At 62.9% G+C, this 20,987-nt stretch carries 29 protein-coding genes and 1 riboswitch; of the genes, 18 read left to right on the top strand and 11 right to left on the bottom strand.

What is annotated here, in order from left to right; genetic code table 11:
- Positions 1 to 465 precede the first annotated feature (465 nt).
- The gene (locus BLS48_RS20615) at positions 466 to 657 is read right to left on the bottom strand and encodes a hypothetical protein (protein WP_091581321.1); all 192 of its coding nucleotides are present in this window, start codon (positions 655 to 657) and stop codon (positions 466 to 468) included.
- A gap of 213 nt (positions 658 to 870) precedes the next feature.
- On the opposite strand from BLS48_RS20615, the gene BLS48_RS20610 reads away from it, so the two are divergent.
- The gene (locus BLS48_RS20610; protein WP_091581318.1) at positions 871 to 1,830 is read left to right on the top strand and encodes a prohibitin family protein; all 960 of its coding nucleotides are present in this window, start codon (positions 871 to 873) and stop codon (positions 1,828 to 1,830) included.
- Positions 1,831 to 1,884: 54 nt separating this feature from the next.
- Here BLS48_RS20610 and BLS48_RS20605 read toward each other — a convergent pair whose 3' ends face one another.
- Positions 1,885 to 2,253 carry a VOC family protein gene (locus BLS48_RS20605; protein ID WP_091581315.1) on the bottom strand — a complete coding sequence of 123 codons (369 nt, stop codon included), beginning with the start codon at positions 2,251 to 2,253 and terminating at the stop codon, positions 1,885 to 1,887.
- Between the two features lie 201 nt (positions 2,254 to 2,454).
- On the opposite strand from BLS48_RS20605, the gene BLS48_RS20600 reads away from it, so the two are divergent.
- Positions 2,455 to 2,880, top strand: a complete 426-nt coding sequence (locus tag BLS48_RS20600; RefSeq protein ID WP_091581313.1) for a DoxX family protein — start codon at positions 2,455 to 2,457, stop codon at positions 2,878 to 2,880.
- A gap of 29 nt (positions 2,881 to 2,909) precedes the next feature.
- On the opposite strand, the gene BLS48_RS20595 is transcribed toward BLS48_RS20600, so the two are convergent.
- The 3 genes from BLS48_RS20595 to BLS48_RS20585 form a co-directional block, all read right to left on the bottom strand.
- Positions 2,910 to 3,215 (bottom strand): hypothetical protein, encoded by a 306-nt coding sequence (locus BLS48_RS20595; protein ID WP_091581310.1) that lies wholly within the window; start codon positions 3,213 to 3,215, stop codon positions 2,910 to 2,912.
- 110 nt (positions 3,216 to 3,325) lie between these two features.
- Positions 3,326 to 3,595 (bottom strand): hypothetical protein, encoded by a 270-nt coding sequence (locus BLS48_RS20590; RefSeq protein WP_091581626.1) that lies wholly within the window; start codon positions 3,593 to 3,595, stop codon positions 3,326 to 3,328.
- A 392-nt stretch (positions 3,596 to 3,987) separates the two neighbouring features.
- Entirely contained in the window at positions 3,988 to 4,359 is a 372-nt protein-coding gene (locus BLS48_RS20585) for a hypothetical protein (protein ID WP_244529719.1), read from the bottom strand.
- A gap of 154 nt (positions 4,360 to 4,513) precedes the next feature.
- On the opposite strand from BLS48_RS20585, the gene BLS48_RS20580 reads away from it, so the two are divergent.
- The 4 genes from BLS48_RS20580 to BLS48_RS20555 all read left to right on the top strand — a co-directional run bounded on the left by BLS48_RS20580 (position 4,514) and on the right by BLS48_RS20555 (position 7,043).
- Positions 4,514 to 4,915 carry a hypothetical protein gene (locus tag BLS48_RS20580; RefSeq protein ID WP_091581305.1) on the top strand — a complete coding sequence of 134 codons (402 nt, stop codon included), beginning with the start codon at positions 4,514 to 4,516 and terminating at the stop codon, positions 4,913 to 4,915.
- Positions 4,916 to 6,090: 1,175 nt separating this feature from the next.
- Entirely contained in the window at positions 6,091 to 6,309 is a 219-nt protein-coding gene (locus tag BLS48_RS20570; RefSeq protein WP_091581623.1) for a hypothetical protein, read from the top strand.
- Between the two features lies 1 nt (position 6,310).
- A complete protein-coding gene (locus BLS48_RS20565; protein ID WP_091581299.1) occupies positions 6,311 to 6,550 on the top strand; it encodes a hypothetical protein in 240 nt (79 codons plus the stop codon).
- 169 nt (positions 6,551 to 6,719) lie between these two features.
- Positions 6,720 to 7,043 (top strand): hypothetical protein, encoded by a 324-nt coding sequence (locus tag BLS48_RS20555; RefSeq protein WP_091581620.1) that lies wholly within the window; start codon positions 6,720 to 6,722, stop codon positions 7,041 to 7,043.
- A gap of 284 nt (positions 7,044 to 7,327) precedes the next feature.
- Here BLS48_RS20555 and BLS48_RS20550 read toward each other — a convergent pair whose 3' ends face one another.
- Positions 7,328 to 8,035 carry a hypothetical protein gene (locus BLS48_RS20550; RefSeq protein WP_091581295.1) on the bottom strand — a complete coding sequence of 236 codons (708 nt, stop codon included), beginning with the start codon at positions 8,033 to 8,035 and terminating at the stop codon, positions 7,328 to 7,330.
- A gap of 50 nt (positions 8,036 to 8,085) precedes the next feature.
- Positions 8,086 to 8,229 carry a hypothetical protein gene (locus BLS48_RS35715; protein WP_167365169.1) on the bottom strand — a complete coding sequence of 48 codons (144 nt, stop codon included), beginning with the start codon at positions 8,227 to 8,229 and terminating at the stop codon, positions 8,086 to 8,088.
- Positions 8,230 to 8,402: 173 nt separating this feature from the next.
- On the opposite strand from BLS48_RS35715, the gene BLS48_RS20545 reads away from it, so the two are divergent.
- Positions 8,403 to 9,977 carry a glycosyltransferase family 39 protein gene (locus BLS48_RS20545; protein WP_244529717.1) on the top strand — a complete coding sequence of 525 codons (1,575 nt, stop codon included), beginning with the start codon at positions 8,403 to 8,405 and terminating at the stop codon, positions 9,975 to 9,977.
- Between the two features lie 145 nt (positions 9,978 to 10,122).
- Positions 10,123 to 10,641 carry a peptide-methionine (S)-S-oxide reductase MsrA gene (gene msrA, locus BLS48_RS20540; protein ID WP_091581290.1) on the top strand — a complete coding sequence of 173 codons (519 nt, stop codon included), beginning with the start codon at positions 10,123 to 10,125 and terminating at the stop codon, positions 10,639 to 10,641.
- Positions 10,642 to 10,695: 54 nt separating this feature from the next.
- Here msrA and BLS48_RS20535 read toward each other — a convergent pair whose 3' ends face one another.
- Positions 10,696 to 11,433 carry an SDR family oxidoreductase gene (locus tag BLS48_RS20535; RefSeq protein WP_091581287.1) on the bottom strand — a complete coding sequence of 246 codons (738 nt, stop codon included), beginning with the start codon at positions 11,431 to 11,433 and terminating at the stop codon, positions 10,696 to 10,698.
- A 148-nt stretch (positions 11,434 to 11,581) separates the two neighbouring features.
- Between BLS48_RS20535 and BLS48_RS20530 the strand changes: the two genes are divergently transcribed.
- The 9 genes from BLS48_RS20530 (at position 11,582) to BLS48_RS35710 (ending at position 18,284) form a co-directional block, all read left to right on the top strand.
- Positions 11,582 to 12,502, top strand: a complete 921-nt coding sequence (locus tag BLS48_RS20530; RefSeq protein ID WP_091581284.1) for a LysR family transcriptional regulator — start codon at positions 11,582 to 11,584, stop codon at positions 12,500 to 12,502.
- A gap of 66 nt (positions 12,503 to 12,568) precedes the next feature.
- Positions 12,569 to 12,664 (top strand): hypothetical protein, encoded by a 96-nt coding sequence (locus BLS48_RS20525; RefSeq protein WP_091581282.1) that lies wholly within the window; start codon positions 12,569 to 12,571, stop codon positions 12,662 to 12,664.
- 87 nt (positions 12,665 to 12,751) lie between these two features.
- Complete coding sequence (locus tag BLS48_RS20520) at positions 12,752 to 13,780, top strand: formyltransferase family protein (protein WP_091581279.1); 1,029 nt, start codon at positions 12,752 to 12,754, stop codon at positions 13,778 to 13,780.
- A gap of 147 nt (positions 13,781 to 13,927) precedes the next feature.
- A riboswitch (TPP riboswitch) is annotated at positions 13,928 to 14,042 on the top strand.
- Complete coding sequence (locus tag BLS48_RS20515) at positions 14,033 to 14,641, top strand: YkoF family thiamine/hydroxymethylpyrimidine-binding protein (protein ID WP_091581617.1); 609 nt, start codon at positions 14,033 to 14,035, stop codon at positions 14,639 to 14,641. Its footprint overlaps the riboswitch before it by 10 nt.
- Positions 14,642 to 14,686: 45 nt before the next feature.
- A complete protein-coding gene (locus BLS48_RS20510; protein WP_167365168.1) occupies positions 14,687 to 15,505 on the top strand; it encodes an ABC transporter permease in 819 nt (272 codons plus the stop codon).
- The gene (locus BLS48_RS20505) at positions 15,502 to 16,278 is read left to right on the top strand and encodes an ABC transporter ATP-binding protein (protein WP_091581276.1); all 777 of its coding nucleotides are present in this window, start codon (positions 15,502 to 15,504) and stop codon (positions 16,276 to 16,278) included. The genes BLS48_RS20510 and BLS48_RS20505 overlap by 4 nt, the downstream gene beginning before the upstream one ends.
- Entirely contained in the window at positions 16,271 to 17,293 is a 1,023-nt protein-coding gene (locus tag BLS48_RS20500) for an ABC transporter substrate-binding protein (RefSeq protein ID WP_091581274.1), read from the top strand. The genes BLS48_RS20505 and BLS48_RS20500 overlap by 8 nt, the downstream gene beginning before the upstream one ends.
- 377 nt (positions 17,294 to 17,670) lie before the next feature.
- The gene (locus tag BLS48_RS20495) at positions 17,671 to 17,835 is read left to right on the top strand and encodes a DUF3309 family protein (protein ID WP_091581271.1); all 165 of its coding nucleotides are present in this window, start codon (positions 17,671 to 17,673) and stop codon (positions 17,833 to 17,835) included.
- A 275-nt stretch (positions 17,836 to 18,110) separates the two neighbouring features.
- On the top strand, positions 18,111 to 18,284 hold the full coding sequence (locus tag BLS48_RS35710; RefSeq protein ID WP_167365167.1) for a hypothetical protein: 174 nt from the start codon (positions 18,111 to 18,113) through the stop codon (positions 18,282 to 18,284).
- A gap of 173 nt (positions 18,285 to 18,457) precedes the next feature.
- Here the strand turns inward: BLS48_RS35710 and BLS48_RS20490 are convergent, their stop codons facing one another.
- The 3 genes from BLS48_RS20490 to BLS48_RS20480 all read right to left on the bottom strand — a co-directional run bounded on the left by BLS48_RS20490 (position 18,458) and on the right by BLS48_RS20480 (position 20,480).
- Positions 18,458 to 19,528, bottom strand: coding sequence for a sensor histidine kinase (locus BLS48_RS20490; protein WP_091581612.1), 1,071 nt, complete (start codon positions 19,526 to 19,528; stop codon positions 18,458 to 18,460).
- 188 nt (positions 19,529 to 19,716) lie between these two features.
- Positions 19,717 to 20,010: a hypothetical protein gene (locus BLS48_RS20485; RefSeq protein WP_091581268.1), complete on the bottom strand. Its 294-nt coding sequence runs from the start codon at positions 20,008 to 20,010 to the stop codon at positions 19,717 to 19,719.
- 212 nt (positions 20,011 to 20,222) lie between these two features.
- Positions 20,223 to 20,480 carry a hypothetical protein gene (locus tag BLS48_RS20480; protein ID WP_091581265.1) on the bottom strand — a complete coding sequence of 86 codons (258 nt, stop codon included), beginning with the start codon at positions 20,478 to 20,480 and terminating at the stop codon, positions 20,223 to 20,225.
- Positions 20,481 to 20,554: 74 nt separating this feature from the next.
- Here BLS48_RS20480 and BLS48_RS20475 point away from each other — a divergent pair, with 74 nt between their 5' ends.
- Positions 20,555 to 20,842 carry a DUF982 domain-containing protein gene (locus BLS48_RS20475; protein ID WP_091581609.1) on the top strand — a complete coding sequence of 96 codons (288 nt, stop codon included), beginning with the start codon at positions 20,555 to 20,557 and terminating at the stop codon, positions 20,840 to 20,842.
- Positions 20,843 to 20,987 lie beyond the last annotated feature (145 nt).

Genomic DNA, 20,987 nt, shown 5'->3' with positions numbered 1-20,987 from the left:
CGATCAACAGAGCATAACACACATCGGCGTCGCGGGTTCCACGGGCATTACAAAAATGCCCGCCGGGAAGGGGCCTCTCTTCAGCCGGCTTTGTTCAAGCCGACCGCTGCATCGGATCGATATCGGAAAGGTGGCCGCCGTCACAGTCGGCGCAGGGCGCGCTTACGCCGGGGCAGCCGCGCTGCTGGGTACCGGCGGGACAGCAATGGCCGTTGGAACTCGTCCAGCGCGGACATTGAAAGACCTGGCCCGCGCCGCCGCAGCCGCTGCACTCCAGCACCGTCGACCGGACGATATGGAATCTTGCCCCAAACCTGACGCTCGCGCCCAACTCTCAACCCACCCAACAAGCTGCATCGACACAGCTTTGCATTAGTTCCAGCTTAACAATACCATGATGCTGGTTACGAACAAGTTTCGCGATCATTAATTGTTCGTGAAGGCCGCCGGGCGGTGGCGGGAACCTCAGGCGGGCTTCAGCCGCATCGCGGCAAGATACATGAGCGCCGATGCGGCTTGCCCGCGGTCCCAGCCAGCGGCCTCGGCCTTGTCGAGCACTGCGTCGAGGTGGGGGACAAGCATGTCCCTGCATTCCTGTTCATAGGCGGTGGTCATCGCCGGATGTCGCGGCGCGCCGATGGTCAATGCCTTGGCCATGTCCGATTCCTCCTCTCTGAGCGGTGCGTTACTATACCATCAGCCGGCAAACCGAAATCGGCCTTTGCCGGCATTGTGCATGGATTCAAGGCGTTAGCTTCCTGGACATTGCGATGGGCCGGAGCAAAAGGCCGGGACACTCGACATCACGGCAATCTTGGCGTCATGATTTCAGGCAAGTCCGGAATCGGACAGGGATAATGGGGGTGGGCAATGACCGACACGCAAGGCAATTCGAACCGTCTCCAGCAGCATGTCGTCGCCGGTTCGCGTCCGATCGGCAGCGGCATCGTCGCGCTGGCCATCGTGCTGGCGCTGATCGCCGCCGTCATGGGTTCCTGGTACACGATCGACCAGGGCGACCGTGGCGTGCTTCTGACCAATGGCGCGTTGAGCTCGGTCGTCGATCCCGGCCTGCATTTCAAATTGCCGTGGCTGCAGCGCGTCGAGAAGATCAGCCTGCGCCAGCAAGTCATCAAATGGGGCTGCGAGAACCAGAGCGACTGCGGCAACCTGCCGGCGATGCAGGCCTATTCGCGCGACCAGCAGCCGGCCAACATGCGCGTCACCGTCAACTTCCACGTGCCGGCCGCCGAGGTCAGCAACGTCTACATCAATTACGGGTCGATCGAGGCGCTGGCCGACCGCGTCATCGCCCGCAAGGCGCCGCAGGAAATCAAGACGGTGTTCGGCCAGTATGACGCGGTGTCGGTGATCCAGAACCGCGCCAAGTTCAACAAGGATGTCGCCGATGCCATTTCGGCGGTGACCGACGGCCCGGTGATGATCGACAGCGTGCAGGTCGAGAACATCGACTTTTCCGACGCCTATGAACAGGCGGTCGAGGCGAGGATGACGGCGCAGGTGGAAGTGCAGAAGCAGGAGCAGAACCTGCAGCAGGAAAAGATCAAGGCCGACATCGCGGTGACGCAGGCCAAGGGCCGCGCCGACAGCGTCAAGGCGGAAGCCGAGGCCAGCGCCTACAAGACCAGGATCGAAGGCGAGGCGACGGCCGAGGCGATCAAGGCGCGCGCCGCCGCCCTTGCCAACAATCCGCTGCTGGTCGAACTGACCAAGGCCGAGAAGTGGGACGGGCAGTTGCCGAAATCGATGATCCCGGGCTCGACGGTGCCGTTCCTCGATCTCGGCACGCCGGCGCCGGCGGCGAACTGAGGGCGGAGCGCCAACGTTCCAGGGTACGATCCGGGCTCTCCTGCCCGGAAAGCATCATGCCTTGGGTTCAAAAAGCTCGACCACATTGCCGGACGGGTCTTCGCACAGAATCTGGCGGCCGCCCGGGCCGTCGACGATCTCGTTGCGGAACGGCACGCCGGCCTCGCGCATGCGGGCGGCGTGCGCCGGCAAGTCCTGAACCTCGAGGACGATGCGGTTCCATCCGCCGGGCTCCGGCGTGCGGCCATCCGGCATCGGTCTCGCGGCCGACGCCGTGGGGCCCGCGAGCCAGAATGTGAGGTCGCCGCGCTTCAGGATGGCCATCGCCGGACCGAACTGCTGCTGCAACGCGAAACCCAGATGCTTCGTGTAAAATGCTATGGACAACTCGACATCGCGGACGAGATACCGGACCGTCGCCATCCGCTGGCTCCCTCACAACAGATCAAGCACCCCCTGCAGGAAATAGCGTTCAGGGCGGGTCGCGGCAAGGTTCGAGTGCCATCGCAGTGAGCCGGTCCATCGTGCCGCAGATGTCCGGCAAAAAGTTTCAGGCCGGGTGTCGGACTTGCCGCGGGTCATCCGTCCTTGGGTCGAAATCCATTGCAACCCTGGAGAGACAGCATGTCGGACATCACTCAATCGCCGTGGCAGACCGCGGCCCTTCTCGTCGCCCGGCTGATCTTCGCCGCCGTCTTCCTCATGGCGGTGACCTTCAAGTTCATGGGCATGGAAGCGACCGCGGGCTACATCGCCGCCGCCGGCTTTCCGTTCCCGCTGTTGCTCGCCTGGTGCGCGGCGATCCTGGAAGTCGCGCTCGTGCTGTGCTTCCTGAGCGGCGCCTTCTTCACGCAGGCGGCGCTGGTCGCGGCGGCCTATGTGCAGTTCCTCGGCTTCGCCTTCCACGGACCGAGCCACTGGGCCGGAAACCAGGCGGAGTTCGGCTTCTTCGTCGACCATTTTTCCTTCCTGGCCGGCCTTCTGTTCGCCGCCGTGCACGGGCCGGGCAGGGTGCTGGCAATGAACCTGGGATGGCCGGGCCGGGCGTGAGAGGGGCCTGGCGAGAGCGGGTTTGGGCCTCACATCTGGTCGTTGTATGGTTCCTTTATCTGGCCGACCATGCGGGCAAGTTTCGAAAAGGAGGGGATGTCCGCCTCCGGCTGGCATTGATTGGCGAGTTCCAGCAGCCGGATCGGAAAGTTGACGGCGTCACGGCTCGACGCCGACATGCCGCCTGATCGCTCCTGGCTGGTTTCGCTGGCTTCGGCCTTGCGCAGGGCGATGTCGATCTCCTCCGATGTCAGCACCCCCTTGCGAACCAGCACGTGGTTGATCGATGCGACGGCCATGAGCAGGCCTTCGAGTTGCAGATTGGCGACATTCATGACGATTGCTCCCGTGGCTAGGTTGGAAACGCGCGAGCGGCGTTTCCGATCCGGAGGATGGCGCGGGACTTCGGCTGGGATGGCCGAGCCGGGGCATGGGCGAGGGCGGCCTATTCCCGCGTCCAGTGCTCGCCATACTCGCGCCACAGCGCCTTCGCTTCCAGGCTGCCGAGGCGCGGGATCGACGGATCGCCAGGGCTGATGGCGACGGCGCTGATATCATAGTTGGGAAAGGCATTGGCGACGAAGCGGATCGCTTCGCCGAGCGAGCGCACGCGGATGATCGGATCGGCCTGGCCCTGGCCGGTGCTGCGCACACCGGAAACCGTGGCTGGCGCGTGCCGCATCCTGAAAACGGATGCCATGGTTGGTCTGTCCATCGTCCTCTCCCACAAGGCGACGCGAATCATTCCATGAGCTCTGGCTGATGATTCCACAATTGCCGGCTCATGACCAGACGGTCGAAAAGTCGATCCTCGGGGCTCGATTTGTGTCGATCGAGTTGTCCGGTGAGGGCAATTGTGCTATTGTTTTAGATATGGTGCTGATTTGCGCCAATGATCTCTGAACCCGCCGCGAAGGCGGGTTTTTGTTTTCCCGCCACCCTTCAGCGATGCCGGTCACCTCTTGGCCGGAAAAATGGAGAAGGAATTTTTTCCTAAAAAATCGTTGACTGGGTGAGGGCAGCCATGCTACATATTTGTCCATGGTGCTGATTTGCGCCAACGACCCGCCGCCGAGGCGGGTTTTGTGTTTCTGGCACTTGCAGTGGTCACATCTGGGGTGTGGTGCCTGACGCGTCTCTTTCGGAAATCCTTACCCGGTTGATTACCTCGAAGCTCGGTTCGCTGGCGGATAGAACATCCACGCAAGCCCAGCCGGTGACGAAGCGATAGTGGTTCGCCGGTGACCGTGTCGATCGCCAGGTTTCGGACTGCGTGCTCTCGAAGACTGCGCCTTCCACCCGATAGGCGAAGTGGTTCGCGACAAGTCCTTCCTTGGGCGTGCTCTCATGCTCGGTGCTGAGCGCCATTTCATCAAGGATGCGTACGATCACCTCGTCTCGAAATTGCACGCGCAGCATATGATCGTCGTCATCGGGGATGAGGAAGTCCGCGACCACCGCCTCATTCGTCCAGCGCAATTGCAGCAGGTCGCTCCGATTGCAGTCGAAATCGAGATGAACATCCAGCGGACAATATCGAGGCAAATCAGGCTCGCTTTCTGCCGGCCTCTTGTAATCGGCCGAGCGCTGAAAGTTCTTTGAACAACCGTATTGAAGCCTTCAAGAGAAGACCATGCCCCACCGCTACGCCACCATCATCATCGACGATGACGGCCGCGAGATCGTCAGCGCCATTGGCGAGTTCGAGGGGGCGGCGCCACGGACGCGTCTGGGGCGCGTCGAGCAGGTGGCGTCCGGCGTGCTGATCGGCATGGTGCGGGACGCGGCTGGTGGCTTCTCTTTCCCGCAAGCAGGGACCGGTGGCCTCGCCATGGCGCGCCTCAGGGCCGGCGCGGCGAAGCCTGCCCGGGTGGCGAAGCCTGCCCAGGCGGCGAAGCCTGCCGGGACGACAAGGCCGAAGCGCGCCAGGAAGGCCAGGAAGAAATCCGCCCGCTCGAAGAAACCGGCCAGATCGATGCCGAAGGCTGGCATCTCCGCCAGCGATGCCGGCGCCATGGGGCAAGCCGATGGCTGACGATGCCGCCGGGCCAAGGCGCGGCAAGGCGAAACGCTTGCTGGCATCACCAGTAGCCCAACCTGCGTCTCCGACACCCGCCGGTCCTGAAATTCCAGTTGTCGCGAAAGCAGGGCGCATCGCTGCCTGCCTGCCTGCTAGTCGCCTTACCCCGCGTGGCACCGCTTCGCTACCGCCTTGCACGGGATCGTCTGACCATGACCATCGTCAACCAAACTTCAATCATCACAACCTGCCCGCGAGGGCGGAGAGGAATCCCCATGGCCCGCACCTTTGCGGAGGCGCTCGCCCAGCTGTGCCCGAACGCCTCGAAGACGATCATCGCCGGCATTGTCGACAACCTTCATCTGCTCGACCAGGGGCCGGCATCAACACGCCGATCCGCGTGCGCCACTTCTTCGCGCGCGTCTGCGTCGAGACTAGCGGCCTTCACATGCTCGAGGAGAACCTGAACTATTCGGCGCGGCGCGCGCATGAGGTGTGGCCGAGCCGGTTTCCGACGGGCGCCTCCGCCAGGCCCTTTGCCAACAATCCGGTGAAACTCGCCGAAAAAGTCTATGGCGGCCGGCTTGGAAATATCGGGGCCGGCGACGGGTGGAAATATCGCGGTTCCGGGCTGCTTCAGAACACCGGTCGCGAGAATTTCGAGGAGGTCGAGGCCGCGACTGGGCTGCCTGTGGTCGCAAACCCGGATCTGCTGCGGGGCTTCCCCGGCGCCCTGCTGGCGGCCACGATCTACTGGAGCAAGCGCAACATCAATGCGCTGGCCGACGGGAACGATGTCGCCGGTGTGTGCAAGGCAGTGAACGGCGGCGCGATTGGGCTCTCCGACCAGAAGGCGTGGCCAAGGCGGCTAAGGTCTGGCCGGACAGTGCGGGGATCGCTTTTCCCGCCGCTCCCCCGCCCGCCATTCCGGTGGTCGTTCACGACCCTGCCGCGCCCGCAATGCCTTCACAGCCCGCCCCGATACCCCCGGGCGCGCCGGGTCCGTCTGCCGAAACGGGAATTCCCGTTTCGCCTGCCGGCGAAGCTCCGGCGGTCCGGCCCGCGGCTTCGGCAAAACCGAAATCATCCGGCGGCAAGGCGGCTATCGCGGCTGGCGTCTTCGCCCTCATCGTCACGGCGCTTGCGGCCTTCTGGCGCCACGTCACCGAGCTTTTATGGAGCATCTTCTGATGAAATGGTTCAACACCAACGCGCTGCACAATGTCCTCAACACGCTGATCGCGATCATCTGCGGTGGCGCCCTGGTCGGCTTCGACTGGACGATGTTCGGCCTGACCGATCGCACCGCGCTTCAGATCAGCGGCGCCATCGCTCTTGCAAAGATCATCATCAACGCGCTGCGCGATGGCCCGGGCGGCATGGTCGCGCCACCAGCCGGGGAGAAGTGAGATGTCGCTCGTACCGATCGCAACCGCGCTCATCGAGCAGCTTTGGCCATATCTTCTCGCGGGCCTCATGGCGATCGCCGGTCTCTGGACCGCCTACGCCAAGGGCAAGGCCAGCCAGAAAGCCAGGCAGGTGGCCGCGGATGCGGCGGCCCGCACCGAAGCCCAGAAGATCGATGATGCCGTCGCCGGCAGGGCGCCGGATGACAACCGGGCGAGGCTGGGCAAATGGGCAAAGTCATAGCGATTTTACTCATGCTGGCCGGCTGCACCACGGTTGGCGGGTCGTTCTGCGCGGTCGAGCATCCCATTCGGCCGGCAAGGGAAGAGGTGGCGACGCTTTCCGACGCGTCGGTGGCGGCGATCCTGGCTCACAATGAAAGGGGCCAGAAGCTTTGCGGATGGAGGCCATGATGCACGATTTCTTCGACCTGCTCGGCATCAAGGGACCTGTCGTCGCAGCCGGACTTGCGGGCGGGGTTCTGCGCGCGCTATCGCGGCACCGGTACAAGCTGCGGGAAATGGTGGCCTCGCCGATCTGCGGCGCGCTGGCGGCGGCGTATCTGACCTTGCCGGTCGTGTCCTATTTCAAGGCGAGTGGCCTGCCGATGCCTGATCCGGCCGACGACACGACCACGCTTGCCGCTGCCTTCCTGATCGGCGTATCGGCGATGTGGATCTCGGATATTCTGTTCGAGTTCGTGGTGAGAAGGTTCAAGCCGTCTGCTGAAGAGTGATCCAGGATGATCCTTGAAGCGGCTGGACCGGGCAGCGCATGCCATCTTGCGTGTTCAGTTGCATGGAATAGGGTGTTTTGCCGGGAGTTTGGCCGTGACCAAGCATGTTTCGATTGCCGCGCTTTAAAGCGACCGTCTCCTGCTTGATCCCGACGTAGCCGACCAGACTCCAAGACAACCAATAGCCCGCCCGGTCCGCCTGGCGGGCTATTTTGCGTTTCGGCCCGAGCAGTCCTGGCCATCCGCTCAACGAGCCTTGCGTCAGCGATCCGGCCTGGCAAGCCTCAAGCCAGGATGTTGACCGCGCGGGCGGCGACCAGCGCGATGGTCAGCAGCGAGATCATGGCCTCCGCCATCATCAGCAGCTTGGCGCGCTGGGAGAGCGGCAAGGTATCGGTGGGCGAAAACGCCGTCGCGTTGGTGAAGGCAAGGAAGGCATAGTCGACGAAACCTGGCAGCCAGTCGCGAAGCTCACGGTCGTTCAGTGTCATCTGCGCAAACAGGAAATCGGCCTGGGCGAGCTTGACGAGGCCGCAGGTCGGCGGTCCGCCGCGGTCGGTGCTCCAGAACCACAAGGCGAAGACGATGACGTTGGTCACCCAGATGTTGAGCGCGTCGACCAAGAGCGTCGTGCCGCTGCTGCCGGCATGGCCCTCCAGCAAGGCACGCACCAGCAGGACCAGCGAACCGCAATTCATGATGCTGATGACGGCTGTCATGGTCAGTGCCGTTCTGCGGATCATGACGCGAAACTGGCCGATCGCATGCCACTCGTGATCCTCGACCGCCTTTCTGGTGGCAGCCTGGGTCCAGGCCGTTGCCACCGACAAGGGCAGCAACAGGGCGGCTTCCAGTGCCGGCGCCAGCCAGCGTGGCCCGAATGACAGGTTGTTGATGAACAGAAGCTGCAGGCAGATGATGATGAGGACGGCGGCACGCGCCATCCAGAAATCGAGCGCTCGGTAGTGAATGACGGCATGGTGGTGGCGCATTGTAATCCTGGCGAAACTTTGAAGGTTTGGAGGGCGGCGGGCTGATCCGCTCAGAGGCAGGTGACGTCCGCCGCCATCTCGCCCGGCACGTGGCTGGGATGACAGGCGTCGTGGGTCAGAAATGAACCGCCCTGATGCGTGGCTTGTTCCGCAGGCTCGACATTTTCGAGAGGCTGCCTGGTGGCGTCTTCCATCGCTGTTCTGCTTTGTATTCGAAGTGAGGTCAGCATCGGAGCGACAAACTCCGCCTCAATCTTGGTTTTGCAATGGTCATATAAGTATACATTTTCGTAAGTTTCGATTTCTGGGCTGTTCGGAAAATGGTCCGGTGTGATTTACACACCGCATGGCGAGAATCGATGAATCCATGGACAGCTGGCTGACGGTCGGCCTGCCTGCTGCGAGTGGCCGGCACCCGTCGTCGATCTGGTCGAGCCTGATCCGTTATCCGGAAGTCGTTCTCGCGCTTTTGTGCCTGACCCAGATCCTGTGCTGGACTGTGGCGCCGGCACTTGTCGACACCGCGCCGCCTGGCGATGTCGTCGAGGGTTTCATGTGGGGACGCGAATGGGTGCTGTTGACCTACAAGCACCCGCAGCTTCCAGCATGGTTGCTCGAGGCCAGCCATCTTCTGACCGGGTCGTTCCGCTGGCCGCAATATCTGCTTTCGCAGCTCGTCGTTTCGGCAACCTTCATCTTCGTCTATCTGCTGGCCCGCGACATGCTTGGGCGAACCCGCGCTCTGGCCGCCGTGCTTTTGATGCCGTCGATCTATTTCTTCGGCTGGCCCACCCCGCAGTTTAATCACGACTACGCGCAGATGCCTTTCTGGGCCGCCATCTCATGGCTTTTGTGGCGTGCAACCCGCGACACTGGCTCCAGATGGTGGTGGATTGTGCTGGGACTGGTGTCCGGGGTCGGGCTCTACGCCAAGTTTTCCACCGGTCTGCTGTTGCTGTTCGGCGCGATCTGGCTGTTGTCGGACACGCGGGCACGCGGTCGGCTCGCCACGCCTTGGCCATGGCTCGGGCTCGCCGTGTTCCTTGCCGTCGCGGCGCCGTTGGCCGTCCAACTCTACCGCATCGACTTCCTGCCGCTGACCTATGTCGCCGGTCGCGATGACTGGGTGATGGCCCACCGCGCCCGTCTCTACTACATCGGCGTGCAGTTGGCCGGGCTGACAGGCTTCCTTGCCGTTCTCGCCATATCCGGGCTGTTGCGGCGCGAACCGCCGCACGAGGTCGTGTCAGTGCGCGAGGCGCCAGTCGAGCCGAGGGCGTTCACCTATCTCTTGTGGATGGGGCTTGGACCGGCCATTCTCGTCATGGTGGCCTCGCTGTTCACGGGAGCGGGGGAGGCGTGGGGCGCGCCGATGTACAATCTTGTCGGCATCGTGGCCATTGCCTGGCTTGGCAATCGGCTCGGCATCTCCGAGATGCGCAGGCTCGCGATCTGTGCGCTCGTGTGCGTCATCGGCGTATCCGGGGCCTATGCGACGATCCGATCGACAAGCTGCAATGTCCTCGGACACATGCAACCCGTTTGCTGGCCCGCGCAATTGGTGTCCGATGAAGCGGAAACTGTCTGGCACGAGGCCAGCAAAGGTCGGCTGGGCATCGTCGGCGGTGACACAGGGCTGGCCATGCTTGCCGGGCTGAATGCCTATGACGAGCCCTCGATCTTTACCGGCCTCGACATGCGGTTTGCGCCATGGATCACGCCAAAACGGCTGCAGGACCAGGGCATGCTGCTGATCTGGCAGGGCAGCCAAACGCCGCCGCGCCGGCTCATGCCATGGATCAAGGCACTTCCGGTCAAGACCGTCATGCTCGGCTGGTCACGCCAGGCGCCGCCCGTGGCAATGAACTTTGTCGTCATTCCCCCGGGAACGCACGATCTGCCAAGTGATCCGCCGGCCCCGCCTGAGGATCAGGACAATTGACCGCTGCCCGCCGCGTCGGACGTTGGCCACTGGACGAAGCCGGCGACAATGCCCATTTATGGAGAAATCCAATTCATTTTTGCGCAATTCCGGACGGAAAACCGCTACACGCTTTTCCTGGAATTGCCTTGAGAGGAGACGTGATATGGCGACTTCGACCGAACGCGCAGTGCTTGCCGGCGGCTGCTTCTGGGGCATGCAGGATTTGATACGGCGCTATCCCGGCGTCATCTCCACCCGTGTCGGCTACAGTGGCGGCGATGTGGCCAACGCAACCTACCGCAACCACGGCACCCATGCCGAAGCCATCGAGATCAATTTCGATCCGGCCACGATAAGCTATCGCACATTGCTGGAGCGGTTTTTCCAGATCCACGACCCGACGACGCGCAACCGCCAGGGCAACGATGTCGGGATGAGCTATCGCTCGGCGATCTACTACACCAGCGACGAACAGAAGCGCGTTGCCGAAGACACCATCGCCGATGTCGATGCCTCTGGTCTGTGGCCGGGCAAGGTCGTGACCGAAGTCGCGCCGGCCGGTCCCTTCTGGGAAGCCGAACCCGAGCATCAAGACTATCTGGAGAAATACCCCAACGGCTACACCTGCCATTTCGTCCGACCGGGCTGGAAGCTGCCGGTTCGTGAGAAGGCCGTTTCGTAAGGCTCACGGGATCGGGGTCAAGGCCCCGATCTTCGCCTCGCCGTCTATCGCGGATCAAGCCTGTTGCGTCGGGTAGAGCGTCAGGATGTTGACGTTGACTCTTGGCGGCTGCGACACCGCGTAAAGCATCGCGGCAGCGATGTCCTCGCTCTCCAGTTGCTCCATGTCGCCCAGCCGGTGCTCGACCGCCAACCGCACATCGTCGCGCATGTTGGCGGTGAACTCGGTCCTCACCGCGCCCGGTTCGATCACGGTAACCCGGATGCCGTCCCTGCCGATTTCGCGGCGCAGCGATTCCGCCATGGCGCTCACCGCGTGCTTGGTGCCGGAATAGACCACCGAAGGGTGGATGTAGCGGCCGGTGCCGGACGAGACGATGACGATGTGGCCTGATCCCTGCCGCTTCATCGCCGGCAGTGCCGCGTTGATCGTGTAGAGCAGACCCAGGATGTTGATGTCGACCATCTGCCGGTACTCACGAGTGGTGGTGTTCTGGAAGGGGGCAGCGACCCCGACGCCAGCGACGTTGAACAGCATGTCCAGCCGACCGTGGCTTTCCAGCACTCGCCGGACCATGGCGGTGGCTTGTGCCTCGTCGGTAATGTCGGCCTCGATGGCGAGCGCCTCGCCACCGGCATCGCTGATGCGCATGGCCAGGTCATCAAGCCGCTGCCGGCGCCGCGCCGCGATGGCCACGGTGGCTCCTTCTGCCGCCAGCGCCAGCGCGGTCGCCGCGCCGATGCCTGAGGACGCGCCGGCCACCAGAGCGATTTTTCCGTTGAGTTTCCGCATGTTCGTGGCTCCTGCTCAGAAGGAGATTCAGATGATGCCGGACCGATCCTGATTGGATGCCGTTCGAGGCGTCTCCGCAAACTAGGTGACAGACGTCGTGCCGATAATGCGATAGGATTCGACAGCACTCATTGGAGAATCTGGCATAATGCGTGGCAGCGACTATGCTGAACTGAAGGCCTTTGCCACTGTTGTCACGCATGGCAGCTTTGCCCGCGCCGCCGAAGAACTCAGGATTTCGGCATCAACGCTCAGCCAGACGATCCGTCAGCTCGAAGCGCGGCTTGGCCTGCGGCTGCTCAACCGCACCACCCGCAGCCTGTCGCTGACCGACGCCGGCGCGCGCCTGCTAGCGCGCTTCGCGCCGGCCATGGCCGAGATGGAAGCGGCGGTCGACGATGCCGTTGCCTTGCGCGACACGCCGGCCGGCGTTTTGCGCGTCCATATGCCGAGCGTTGCCGCTGCCACCTATCTGGAGCCTGTGCTCGGCCACTTCCACGAGGCATGGCCGGACATCGTTCTCGACGTGACGATCGACGATGCCGCCATCGACATTGTCGAGGCTGGCTATGATGTCGGCGCGAGACTCGGCGAATTCCTCGAAGCCGACATGGTCGCCGTGGCGCTTGGCGGCAAGCAGCGCCAACTCGCCGTGGCCTCGCCGGACTACATCGCCCGCCACGGATCACCGTCGGCACCGGCGGATTTGCTCCAGCATCGCTGCATCAACTGGCGCCGGCCGGGCAGCAGTGGCCCCTACAAATGGGAGTTCGCCAGGGAAGGCCAATGGCTCTCGGTCGCGGTCAACGGTCCGCTTGTCGTTTCCAGCCGTGACATGGCGATTGCCGCCGCGGTGCAGGGGGTCGGCATTGCCTTCTGGGCGGAAGATCTGGTTCGCCCGCTGATCGAGGCCGGCAAACTGGTGCCGCTGCTGGACGACTGGTGCGCGACTTTTCCTGGCTGGTTCCTCTGCTACCAGAAGCAGCGCCAAACGCCGCCGGCCGTGCGCGCCTTCGTCGATTTCCTGCGGCATGCCGATGCCGGCCGCCAAACTCTGCCTGGTGGTTGACAGTTTGCTGCGCCGCTGGCCAACTGCGGATGTTGATTTGATTTCAGTTTGCTTTCGGGGGTGGACATGAAGAAGATCTACGAAAAGCCAGTGCTGGTGAAACGCGAACGACTTTCGGTCGTCACCGCCGCGGGGGCGCTTTCACCCAAACCGGCCGGCTGACAGGCGCGGCTCGGTTCGTGAGGTCGGCCTGGATCGCCGCTCGCAGAATGGTGGCGAGGAAGGCACTGTCTGACCGGACGTTGGAAGATGAATTCGACTGACCCCGCCGGTCGTGAGGGGCCGATCAGCGCCGTTTTCATCCTGGACATCTCTGCTTACACCGGGCCGCTGCTTGCCGGCTGGGTGGAGGCGGGAAACCACATCGGCGCGATCGTCGTGCCTGGCTTCCGACGCCGGCCCACCGGCTTCAGCATCGGCAATTTCCGTCGAAGGCTGAAACGCAAGCTCCTGCTCCGGCGCTATCTCGGCAACGCCCGGGTGAAGCTGATTGAATTCGGCCGGCCTTACGACTGGGGCGAGCTTGACCGGCAACTGTCTGAAGCCACAGCCGATGTGCTGATCTGCTATGCTTTCCCGGCCCTGATCCCCCACGACCTGCTTGGCCGCTTTCCCAAAGGCGGGCTCAACCTTCACCCGGCGCTGCTGCCCAACTACCGTGGCCCGCACCCTTTCCACCGTCTGGCCGTGGACGGTCAGCATGCTGTTCACGGCGGCGTGACGCTGCACAGGATGTCCGCCCATTTCGACGACGGCGACATCCTCGGACAGGTGCCTTTTTCCGAAGCGGACTGGATGTCGAGACAGAGCCTGGTCGATGCAGCGGCGGCCGCGATGCGGATGCTGGTGAGCGAGGCGGCGCCGGCCTACTGCAAGGGCGCCTTGTCAGGGGTGCCGCAGCCAGCCGGCGACTTCGTCTGGGCGCGGCTAGAGCCCGCCCATTTGATGATCTCGCAGGCCATGTCGATCGAGCATGTTGCGCGGCTGTGGCATGTGCTGGGTCTGCATCCGGGCATCTTTCTCGTGATCGCGGGCCGCAAGGTCAGGTTGGCATTGCAGATCCGCAGGCTGGGTCCTCCCACCGGAGAGGCGCCGGTCAAGCGATGGGGGACGGTGGAGTTCGATCTTGCCGATGGCAGGGTTCTGTATCTCACCTATGGCCGCCTGCTCAAACGGCTCCTGAAAGTGCGAAGTATGTTCGCACGCGCTCCAGTCACGGAAACGCGCCCGGTAATGCGACTTTTCGGCAAAGTGAAAAGCAAGCCCGGGCAGAGATGATCGTCCGCCGCAGGCCTGTAGCCTATTTGCCACAATCGCTGTCGGCGAGGTGGTGTCCGGCGGACTGCCGTCGGCGCCTGGCGCAATGCTTTTGGCGCGGTGCGCAAAAAAACGGCTTTCGCTTCAGCTCGAATGGTGCTTTAACGCGGCCATCCACAGGGGTGCTCCGTACGGTCGGGGCTGAGACGGGGGGCGGCAAGCCCACAGACCCTAGAAGCTGATCTGGGTAATACCAGCGGAGCGAGGCGGGCGATGTTTTCAGGCGCACAGATTTCCCTATATCCCATGGCCGACGATTTCGTCGGTGTCATCCTTGGCGCGCTCGGGGCGCTCGATCCCTACCGCGACAGGCTAAGGATCGAGACCGACGATATCTCGACCTTGCTGGTTGGGCCGCCCGAAGTCCTGTTCCCGGCTCTGCGCGACCTGTTCGTGGCGGCGGTTCGCAGCGGCAAGCATTGCGTGCTGTCGGCGGCCATTTCGCGCGGCTGCCCGGGCGAGCCCGACGATCCGATCTGCCGCTCCGACGCGTTTGGCGGACCTGTCGGACCGCTCGGCCCGCGCAAGGAGGCTGCCATCCGCACGGTGCGTGAAACCGCTGTCATCGGCCAGCCGGCGGCAGCGCAGTTCTCGCTCTATGTGATGGGTACCGACGATCACATGGACGAGATTTATGGCTGCATCGACTTCCTGAAGCAGTCCGGCGTCTATGAGCGCTCCAAGAATTTCTGCACCAAATTGCGCGGCGATGCCGGCGCGATCTTTTCGGCGCTGAACGAGGCCTTCTGCCGCTTCGGGCCAGGCGCCGGCCACGTAACCCTCGACGTCACGGTCTCAGCCAACAGCCCCACCGCTGGCTGAGCCTGCCCGCGCTTGTGCGCGAGCGCCCGTCCAAGGACATCTCCCGTGGTCTCATCGTCGTCCAACTACCCGCGTCAACTCGCGGGCCTCTTCGCCAAGGCAGCGCCGGCGGTGATCTCGGTCGGGCTGCTCCTGCTGGCGTGGGAGCTTTGCGCCCGTTATTCCGGCATCAAGCCGACGATACTGCCGGCGCCGTCGCGCGTCTTCGCGCAGGCGATGCTCAATCGCGAAGCGCTGGTCGACAATGCCATTCCCACCATCCGCGCCACGCTATTCGGCTTTGCCTGTTCGCTCAGCGCCGCCTTCGCGCTGTCGATGCTGGTCGACTTTTTCCAACCGCTGCGGCGCGCGCTGTTTCCCGTGTTCGTCATCAGCCAGACCCTGCCGCTGGTCGCCATCGCGCCGCTGGTGGTGCTGTGGTTCGGCTTCGGGCTGATGCCCAAGGTCCTGCTGGTAGCGCTGGTCACCTTCTTTCCGATGCTGGTGGCTCTGGTGCAGGGCTACGAGGCGACTGAGGCCGAGATCGGCCAGGTGCTGCGCGCCATGGGAGCAGGGCGCTGGCGCGCCTTCGTGCTGGCGCGGCTGCCTTCGGCGCTGCCCTATTTCTTCGCCGGCTTGAGGATCTCCATCACCTACGCCGTGGTTGGCGCCATCTTCGCCGAATATGCCGGTGCCGCGAAGGGGCTGGGCATCTACATGCTCAATGCCAAGAACAATTTCCGCCCCGATCTGGTGCTGGCCGCCGTCGGCGTCAGCGCCGCGGTCACGCTTGTCCTGTTTGGACTGACAGTGCTGCTGCAGCACCTGGCCATGCCCTGGGAACGGGCCGACAGGCAAGCTCAGGGGAAGGGGGCAGGGCGATGAGCCGGCTCGAACTGCGGCATGTGCGCAAGGCGTTCGGCGGGCTCGAGGTGCTCGCCGACATTTCGCTTCGCGTCGGCGCCGGTGAATTCGTTTCCATCCTTGGTCCCTCGGGCGCGGGCAAGTCGACGCTGTTCCAGCTCCTGACCGGCGCGCAGCACGGCGGCGGCGAGATGTTCTTCGACGGCGCGCCGCTCGACGACCACGGCGGGCATTTCGCCTTCATGCCGCAACGCGATGCGCTGATGCCGTGGCGGCGTATCCTCGACAACGTGACGCTCGGGCTCGAAGTACAAGGCGTCAGGCGAAAGGCGGCGCGGGCGCGTGTCGCACCGCTCTTTGCCGAGTTCGGTCTTGCCGGCTTCGAGCGGCATTTTCCGGCGCAGCTTTCGGGCGGCATGCGCCAGCGGGCGGCTCTGCTGCGCACAGTGGTGCAGGAGCGCGACATGCTGCTGCTCGACGAGCCGTTCGGCGCGCTCGACGCACTGACTCGCACCGCCATGCAGCGCTGGCTGGAGCAGATGTGGCGCCACCACCGCTGGACAGCACTGCTGATCACCCACGACGTGCGTGAAGCCGTGTTCCTGTCCGACCGCATCTATGTGCTGTCGGCGCGCCCGGCCCACATCGTCCGTGAAATCAAGGTGCCACTGCCGCGCCCGCGCAGCCTTGGCGGCGATACCGCGCGGCAAGCAAGCGTCGAAGCCGAGATCCTCGACATCATTCTCAACCCCGAGCCCAACCCGCAACCACCCAAAGGATACGATCATGACTGACTTGACGCGCCGCCAGGCCCTGTTGCTGGCCCTTGCCACCAGTCTTCCGCTTGTTGCCGGGGCGGGCCGGGCTCAAGCGCAATCGGCGGCGCGAAAAGTCACCGTCGCCCTCGACTGGACGGTCAACACCAACCACATCGGGCTGTTTGTCGCCCGCGACAAGGGGTTCTATCGCGAGGCCGGCCTCGAGGTCGATATCCTGCCCTACAGCGACACCGGTGCCGGCACGCTCGTCGCCAACCGCGTCGCCGATTTCGGCATCAACGGCACCATCAGCCTCTTCACCCAGAAAACCGCCGGGGCCGACTTGAAGGCCGTCTATGCCGTGGTGCAATCCGAAACCGGCCGAGTGGTCTTCAATGCCGCGCGCGGCGAGATCAAAAGCCCGAGGGACCTTGACGGCTTGACCTATGGCGGCTTCGGCAGCGCCTGGGAAAACGCGCTGATCGGCACCATCATCCGCCACGACGGCGGCAAGGGCAGTTTCGAGACGGTGACGCTCGGCACCTCGGCCTATGAAGCGCTGGCCAACGGCTCGGTCGATTTCACGCTCGAGGTCGCGACCTGGGAGGGTGTCGAAGCCGAGCTCAAAGGCATCAAGCAGCGCAGCTTCGTCTATGCCGACCATGGTGTGCCCGACGAGCACACGACGCTGATCTCGTCGAGCGAAGCCTATCTCCAGGCCAACCCGAAAGTCGCGGCCGGCTTCGTCCTGGCGACGCGGCGCGGCTACCAGTTCGCCGCCGATCATCCCGATGAGGCTGCCGCATTGTTGATCGCGGCCAACAAGGATGCCTTGACCAATCCGGCGCTGATCAGCGCTTCGCTGAAGGCACTGATTGATGGACACTTCTTGCGCAGCCAAAGCGGCGCCATCGGCACCATGGATCCGGCCAAGATGGAAGCAATCGGCGACTATCTGTTCGCCGCCGGTATTTTACGCGATGCCGATGGCGGCGTTGTCAAGCAACGTCCGGATTTTGCGGGGTATTTCAGCAACGCGTATCTGGGGTAGGGCGGGATTCTTGAACCCAAAGTCTCGGCACATCGTCAGGCGTCGACGGACGATGACGGTGAGGGCCGCAATCGGGGCTGGACGAGTTTTGGATCGCGAAGCTGCAAGGCAAGAACGTCGGTGGCGGAACCAACCCGGCAATCCGAGCAATCCCAGCCATCCGGATCTGCCGAGTGTCGTCGCCGACATGTCGGACAGGCAGGGATGAAGACGCTGCGTCGACGTGTTGAGTGTCGCGTGAATCAGTGTATCTTCCGTCTTCCGCTGCCAACAGGTGGCGCGGAACGCTAACGCGCTGAAAGCGTTCATTCCCAGCAACATGCGCATGGCGCGATGTTGAGACCGGCGCGTCAGCGCCTACAGGAGCGGGAAAGCCCATGAGCTTAGGCACCATACTAATCATCATTCTTATCATTGCGCTGCTCGGCGGGTTCAGTGGCCTCGGCGGCGGTCCGTTCTACGGAACCGGATATTATGGCGGCGGCGGGCTTGGACTGGTGCTGCTGATCATCATCGTGCTTGTCGTGCTCGGACGCATCTAGCCGTTCCGACCGGTCATCGCCGGGCTCGCAATCTCGTGACTGCGTCAACAGCGCGGCGCACCGGATTGTGATGAGTTCAGGTCGGCTTGTGATCCGGCGTTCCGCAAGAATCTCCTATGGTGATTGCGGTCCACACCCCCCGTGGAAACAAGAGGAGAGGGTCCCACCCCTTGTCCTCCTCCAAGGCCCGCTCCGGTTTTGCCGTAGCGGGCTTTTGCTTTTGCGGTCGAGGGAACCGGCTTGCGCTGGTACCGTTGAGTTGTGGAAGGCTGATAATGCCCCTGACGCTCCGGACAACACTCTGCGAAATTCGCGATGATCTTCACGCCCTGCGACGGATGGTGGCGGCTCGCGGTCATATCGAGACCATCCAGGGAATCGATGCGCTGATCGGGGTGGCGGAGGCAGAGACCATCAAGGCCATCCGCCGTATTGATCGCCCTGCCTGAACAGCAAGAAGGGTCGGATGAACGCCAGGGAAGATGACGTGCAAATTTGCCTGGTCGCTGCTGGCAACGCGCGGCAGTTGGCGGGGGCCGGATGCGCTGAAGCCCCGATGGTTTCGGGCAGCCATCCCTTCAACCAGATCAGCCCTCGGGAGGCGTGCATCGGGGTGGTGGTTTCAAGCCGCCCGCGGCACCCGTGAGGTAAACGTCGCCCGGGTCACCGACACGCTTGTGCCGTCGGTATCGCTAATGACTTCCACCTTGGCTTCCAGTTGTTTCACCAGCGCCTCTATGATGGCCGTTCCAAGCCCGGTGGCCGGTATGTCGTTGGCGATCTTGCCGACGCCATTGTCCGAAACCGTCAGTTTCCAGTCACTGCCCGCGGTCTCGAACGTTACCTGGATACGGGCGTCGGTCTTCTCCTTGGGGAAGGCATATTTAATGGCGTTCAGAACGAGTTCGGTGACGATCAGGCCGAGGCTGACGGCGCGCTGCGAATCGATCCTGCCGCTTTCGGCAATAACGGTAACGTCGATCGGCTGGACTTCCCCAATCATCGATGAGGCAAGGCTGCCGCACAGTTTCGAAAGGTAGGAGCCAACGTCGATCTCGTCGATGCCGGCCGATGTGTGAAGATGGCGCTGCACTTCGGCCACGGACAGAACCCGTTGGTGGGCGTCCTTGAGATGCTGGCGCGTCTCTTCCGACGTGACCGAGCGCGCCTTCAGCAACAGGATGCTGGCAATGATCTGCAGGCTGTTGGCAACCCGGTGCTCCATTTCGCGCAGCAGCACGTCTTTCTGGTGGAGCAGATCTTCGGTGCGCTTGAGCAGTTCCTCCTTCTCTTTCTCGATCACCCGACGGGCGGTAATATCGTTGAAGGCGAGAAGGATGGTGATGGCTGAACTATGGTCGTAAAGCACCTTGCGGGCATTGAGCAGCATAGTGCGGCGGCCGATCCGCGGGAAATCATGCTCGACCTCGAAACCGTCCATGGCGGTTTTCTCGGGAATGATCGTCTCCAGCAACAGGCGAAGGGCGGGAATATCCCATTGACCGTCGCCGAGCGCGTAGAGCAGCGAGCCCTGGGTCTGCGCGGGGTCGACTTCGAATGTATTGTAGAAGGAGCGGCTGGCCGCCAGCACGCGAAACTGCTCGTCGAGGACGAGAAACGGCTCGGTGATCGTGTTGACGATCGCCTGCGCCAGCGTCTGCGCGTCTTCGATATTCGCGATGGGTTGAAACATGGGCACAAAGCCAAACGAGCGGCGTTTTGCCTCTCCAAGCATGGACATATACCTTTACCCGCCCGTTGTCGCGAATTGAATCCGCCTGGCGCGGTGACGTGATATCCACATTGCATTGAAAATAGGCGGGCACTTGGCCCGCCTATTTTGGCTGTCTTGATCCGGGCATGCGCCCAAATCGAAATGCGTCAGTTCGCGCCGCCGAGCTGCTTGGTCATCTTGCAGAAATTGTCATGGGACTTGGCGATAGCCTCGTCGCCACATTCCTTCATCATGCCTGCACGGTCTTCTTCCTTCATGGCCATCCAGGCGGCCTTGAATTCCGCCTCGGACTTCATGGTCTTCATGCCGGCGTCGGTGAAGAAGGGCGCCATCTTTGCCGGATCGTCGAGCGCGGATGTTCCGGTGCTGCCGCCGGCAAGCGCTGAACCAGTCATCATCGCAAGCGCCATCGCGCCCATCGTGAGCATCTTGAAATTCATCTGGATATTCCTCTCTGTGGAGGTCATTGGGATAAACGACCTGCAGATAAACGGTATCGAGAGAAAACAGTTCCTTCAGATGAGCAAATATCAAAACGACATTTTATTTTTCTGGCCTTGTCTGGAGTGCCGCCCAGCCAATTGGATTTGCAGCGATATTTCTGGCCCAGCCGCCGATATTGAGCGTGGGCCAAACTCCTAGCGCCAACCGATTACTCCATGTCCGGTACGTCGCCAAAGACAAACAGCGTGTTCGGCGGGCCATATTCGCCCATCGTCGGGTCGGCCTCGCGGCTCCAGGCGATGACGCCGGCATGTTTTGCCGCCAGAGCCCTGGCTGTGCGTATCGCACGGTCCTCGCTCTGCTGGTCGACAGGGCCGAAGGCCGCAAACAATTCGCCATCCTCGCCACGATTGAACGCGACCACGACGATCAGCTTGGGACTTTTCTGGCTATTGGAATCGGACATCTTGCACCTTCCTTCCGGAACCTATCACAATAGCGGAAATTAGGTCGGCACGTTCGATTTCGGGAGGTGAGGTGGTGCGGGACCAGCGTTTCGACGAGCCGGTCAGGATTGCGCTTGGCCGCTCTGGGAACACGATCTTCAACGTGGAGAGGGTCGCTCAAGCCGCCGACATCCTGATGAACCGGTGGCCGGTTGCGACAGGGCAAAGACACATGGTCGCTCGCAAGGCCTGCCTGGCCGTGCTTGAAGGAAAGAAAGAGGCTTCGGTGGCGCGGGCGGCGTTCATCAATGCCGCGATCGAGGCGGACATCCTCGTCGAGCCCCGTGAGGTGTCGATGCCTGCGCCAGTCCGATCAAGCTGATTCAGGATTTGCCTCTATCCTCCTGATCGGTCGTGATTCTTTCGGTGACCAGGGTGGGGCTTTCGGGGTCGTGCCGTCTCGCCGCATAACCCACTTTGCCCGCATTTCCGCAATGTTCGCTGCTCGTTTGGCCTGCCCTCGGCAT

The organism is Mesorhizobium qingshengii, from assembly GCF_900103325.1.
GTDB classification, from domain to species: Bacteria; Pseudomonadota; Alphaproteobacteria; order Rhizobiales; family Rhizobiaceae; genus Mesorhizobium; species Mesorhizobium qingshengii.
This window is presented reverse-complemented; position numbering and strand designations above follow the sequence as displayed.

Bases quoted from the DNA above. Each gene is read 5' to 3' on its own strand.
- msrA (WP_091581290.1), top strand. From the start codon at position 10,123: ATGGCGACTTCGACCGAACGCGCAGTGCTTGCCGGCGGCTGCTTCTGG.
- BLS48_RS20490 (WP_091581612.1), bottom strand. From the start codon at position 19,528: ATGTTTCAACCCATCGCGAATATCGAAGACGCGCAGACGCTGGCGCAG.
- BLS48_RS20595 (WP_091581310.1), bottom strand. From the start codon at position 3,215: ATGAATGTCGCCAATCTGCAACTCGAAGGCCTGCTCATGGCCGTCGCA.
- BLS48_RS35710 (WP_167365167.1), top strand. From the start codon at position 18,111: ATGCCCCTGACGCTCCGGACAACACTCTGCGAAATTCGCGATGATCTT.
- BLS48_RS35715 (WP_167365169.1), bottom strand. From the start codon at position 8,229: ATGGAAGACGCCACCAGGCAGCCTCTCGAAAATGTCGAGCCTGCGGAA.
- BLS48_RS20505 (WP_091581276.1), top strand. From the start codon at position 15,502: ATGAGCCGGCTCGAACTGCGGCATGTGCGCAAGGCGTTCGGCGGGCTC.
- BLS48_RS20485 (WP_091581268.1), bottom strand. From the start codon at position 20,010: ATGAATTTCAAGATGCTCACGATGGGCGCGATGGCGCTTGCGATGATG.
- BLS48_RS20525 (WP_091581282.1), top strand. From the start codon at position 12,569: ATGAAGAAGATCTACGAAAAGCCAGTGCTGGTGAAACGCGAACGACTT.
- BLS48_RS20580 (WP_091581305.1), top strand. From the start codon at position 4,514: ATGCCCCACCGCTACGCCACCATCATCATCGACGATGACGGCCGCGAG.
- BLS48_RS20565 (WP_091581299.1), top strand. From the start codon at position 6,311: ATGTCGCTCGTACCGATCGCAACCGCGCTCATCGAGCAGCTTTGGCCA.
- BLS48_RS20520 (WP_091581279.1), top strand. From the start codon at position 12,752: ATGAATTCGACTGACCCCGCCGGTCGTGAGGGGCCGATCAGCGCCGTT.
- BLS48_RS20590 (WP_091581626.1), bottom strand. From the start codon at position 3,595: ATGGACAGACCAACCATGGCATCCGTTTTCAGGATGCGGCACGCGCCA.
- BLS48_RS20615 (WP_091581321.1), bottom strand. From the start codon at position 657: ATGGCCAAGGCATTGACCATCGGCGCGCCGCGACATCCGGCGATGACC.
- BLS48_RS20480 (WP_091581265.1), bottom strand. From the start codon at position 20,480: ATGTCCGATTCCAATAGCCAGAAAAGTCCCAAGCTGATCGTCGTGGTC.
- BLS48_RS20500 (WP_091581274.1), top strand. From the start codon at position 16,271: ATGACTGACTTGACGCGCCGCCAGGCCCTGTTGCTGGCCCTTGCCACC.
- BLS48_RS20600 (WP_091581313.1), top strand. From the start codon at position 2,455: ATGTCGGACATCACTCAATCGCCGTGGCAGACCGCGGCCCTTCTCGTC.
- BLS48_RS20555 (WP_091581620.1), top strand. From the start codon at position 6,720: ATGCACGATTTCTTCGACCTGCTCGGCATCAAGGGACCTGTCGTCGCA.
- BLS48_RS20550 (WP_091581295.1), bottom strand. From the start codon at position 8,035: ATGCGCCACCACCATGCCGTCATTCACTACCGAGCGCTCGATTTCTGG.
- BLS48_RS20570 (WP_091581623.1), top strand. From the start codon at position 6,091: ATGAAATGGTTCAACACCAACGCGCTGCACAATGTCCTCAACACGCTG.
- BLS48_RS20605 (WP_091581315.1), bottom strand. From the start codon at position 2,253: ATGGCGACGGTCCGGTATCTCGTCCGCGATGTCGAGTTGTCCATAGCA.
- BLS48_RS20495 (WP_091581271.1), top strand. From the start codon at position 17,671: ATGAGCTTAGGCACCATACTAATCATCATTCTTATCATTGCGCTGCTC.
- BLS48_RS20535 (WP_091581287.1), bottom strand. From the start codon at position 11,433: ATGCGGAAACTCAACGGAAAAATCGCTCTGGTGGCCGGCGCGTCCTCA.
- BLS48_RS20545 (WP_244529717.1), top strand. From the start codon at position 8,403: ATGGACAGCTGGCTGACGGTCGGCCTGCCTGCTGCGAGTGGCCGGCAC.
- BLS48_RS20610 (WP_091581318.1), top strand. From the start codon at position 871: ATGACCGACACGCAAGGCAATTCGAACCGTCTCCAGCAGCATGTCGTC.
- BLS48_RS20515 (WP_091581617.1), top strand. From the start codon at position 14,033: ATGTTTTCAGGCGCACAGATTTCCCTATATCCCATGGCCGACGATTTC.
- BLS48_RS20530 (WP_091581284.1), top strand. From the start codon at position 11,582: ATGCGTGGCAGCGACTATGCTGAACTGAAGGCCTTTGCCACTGTTGTC.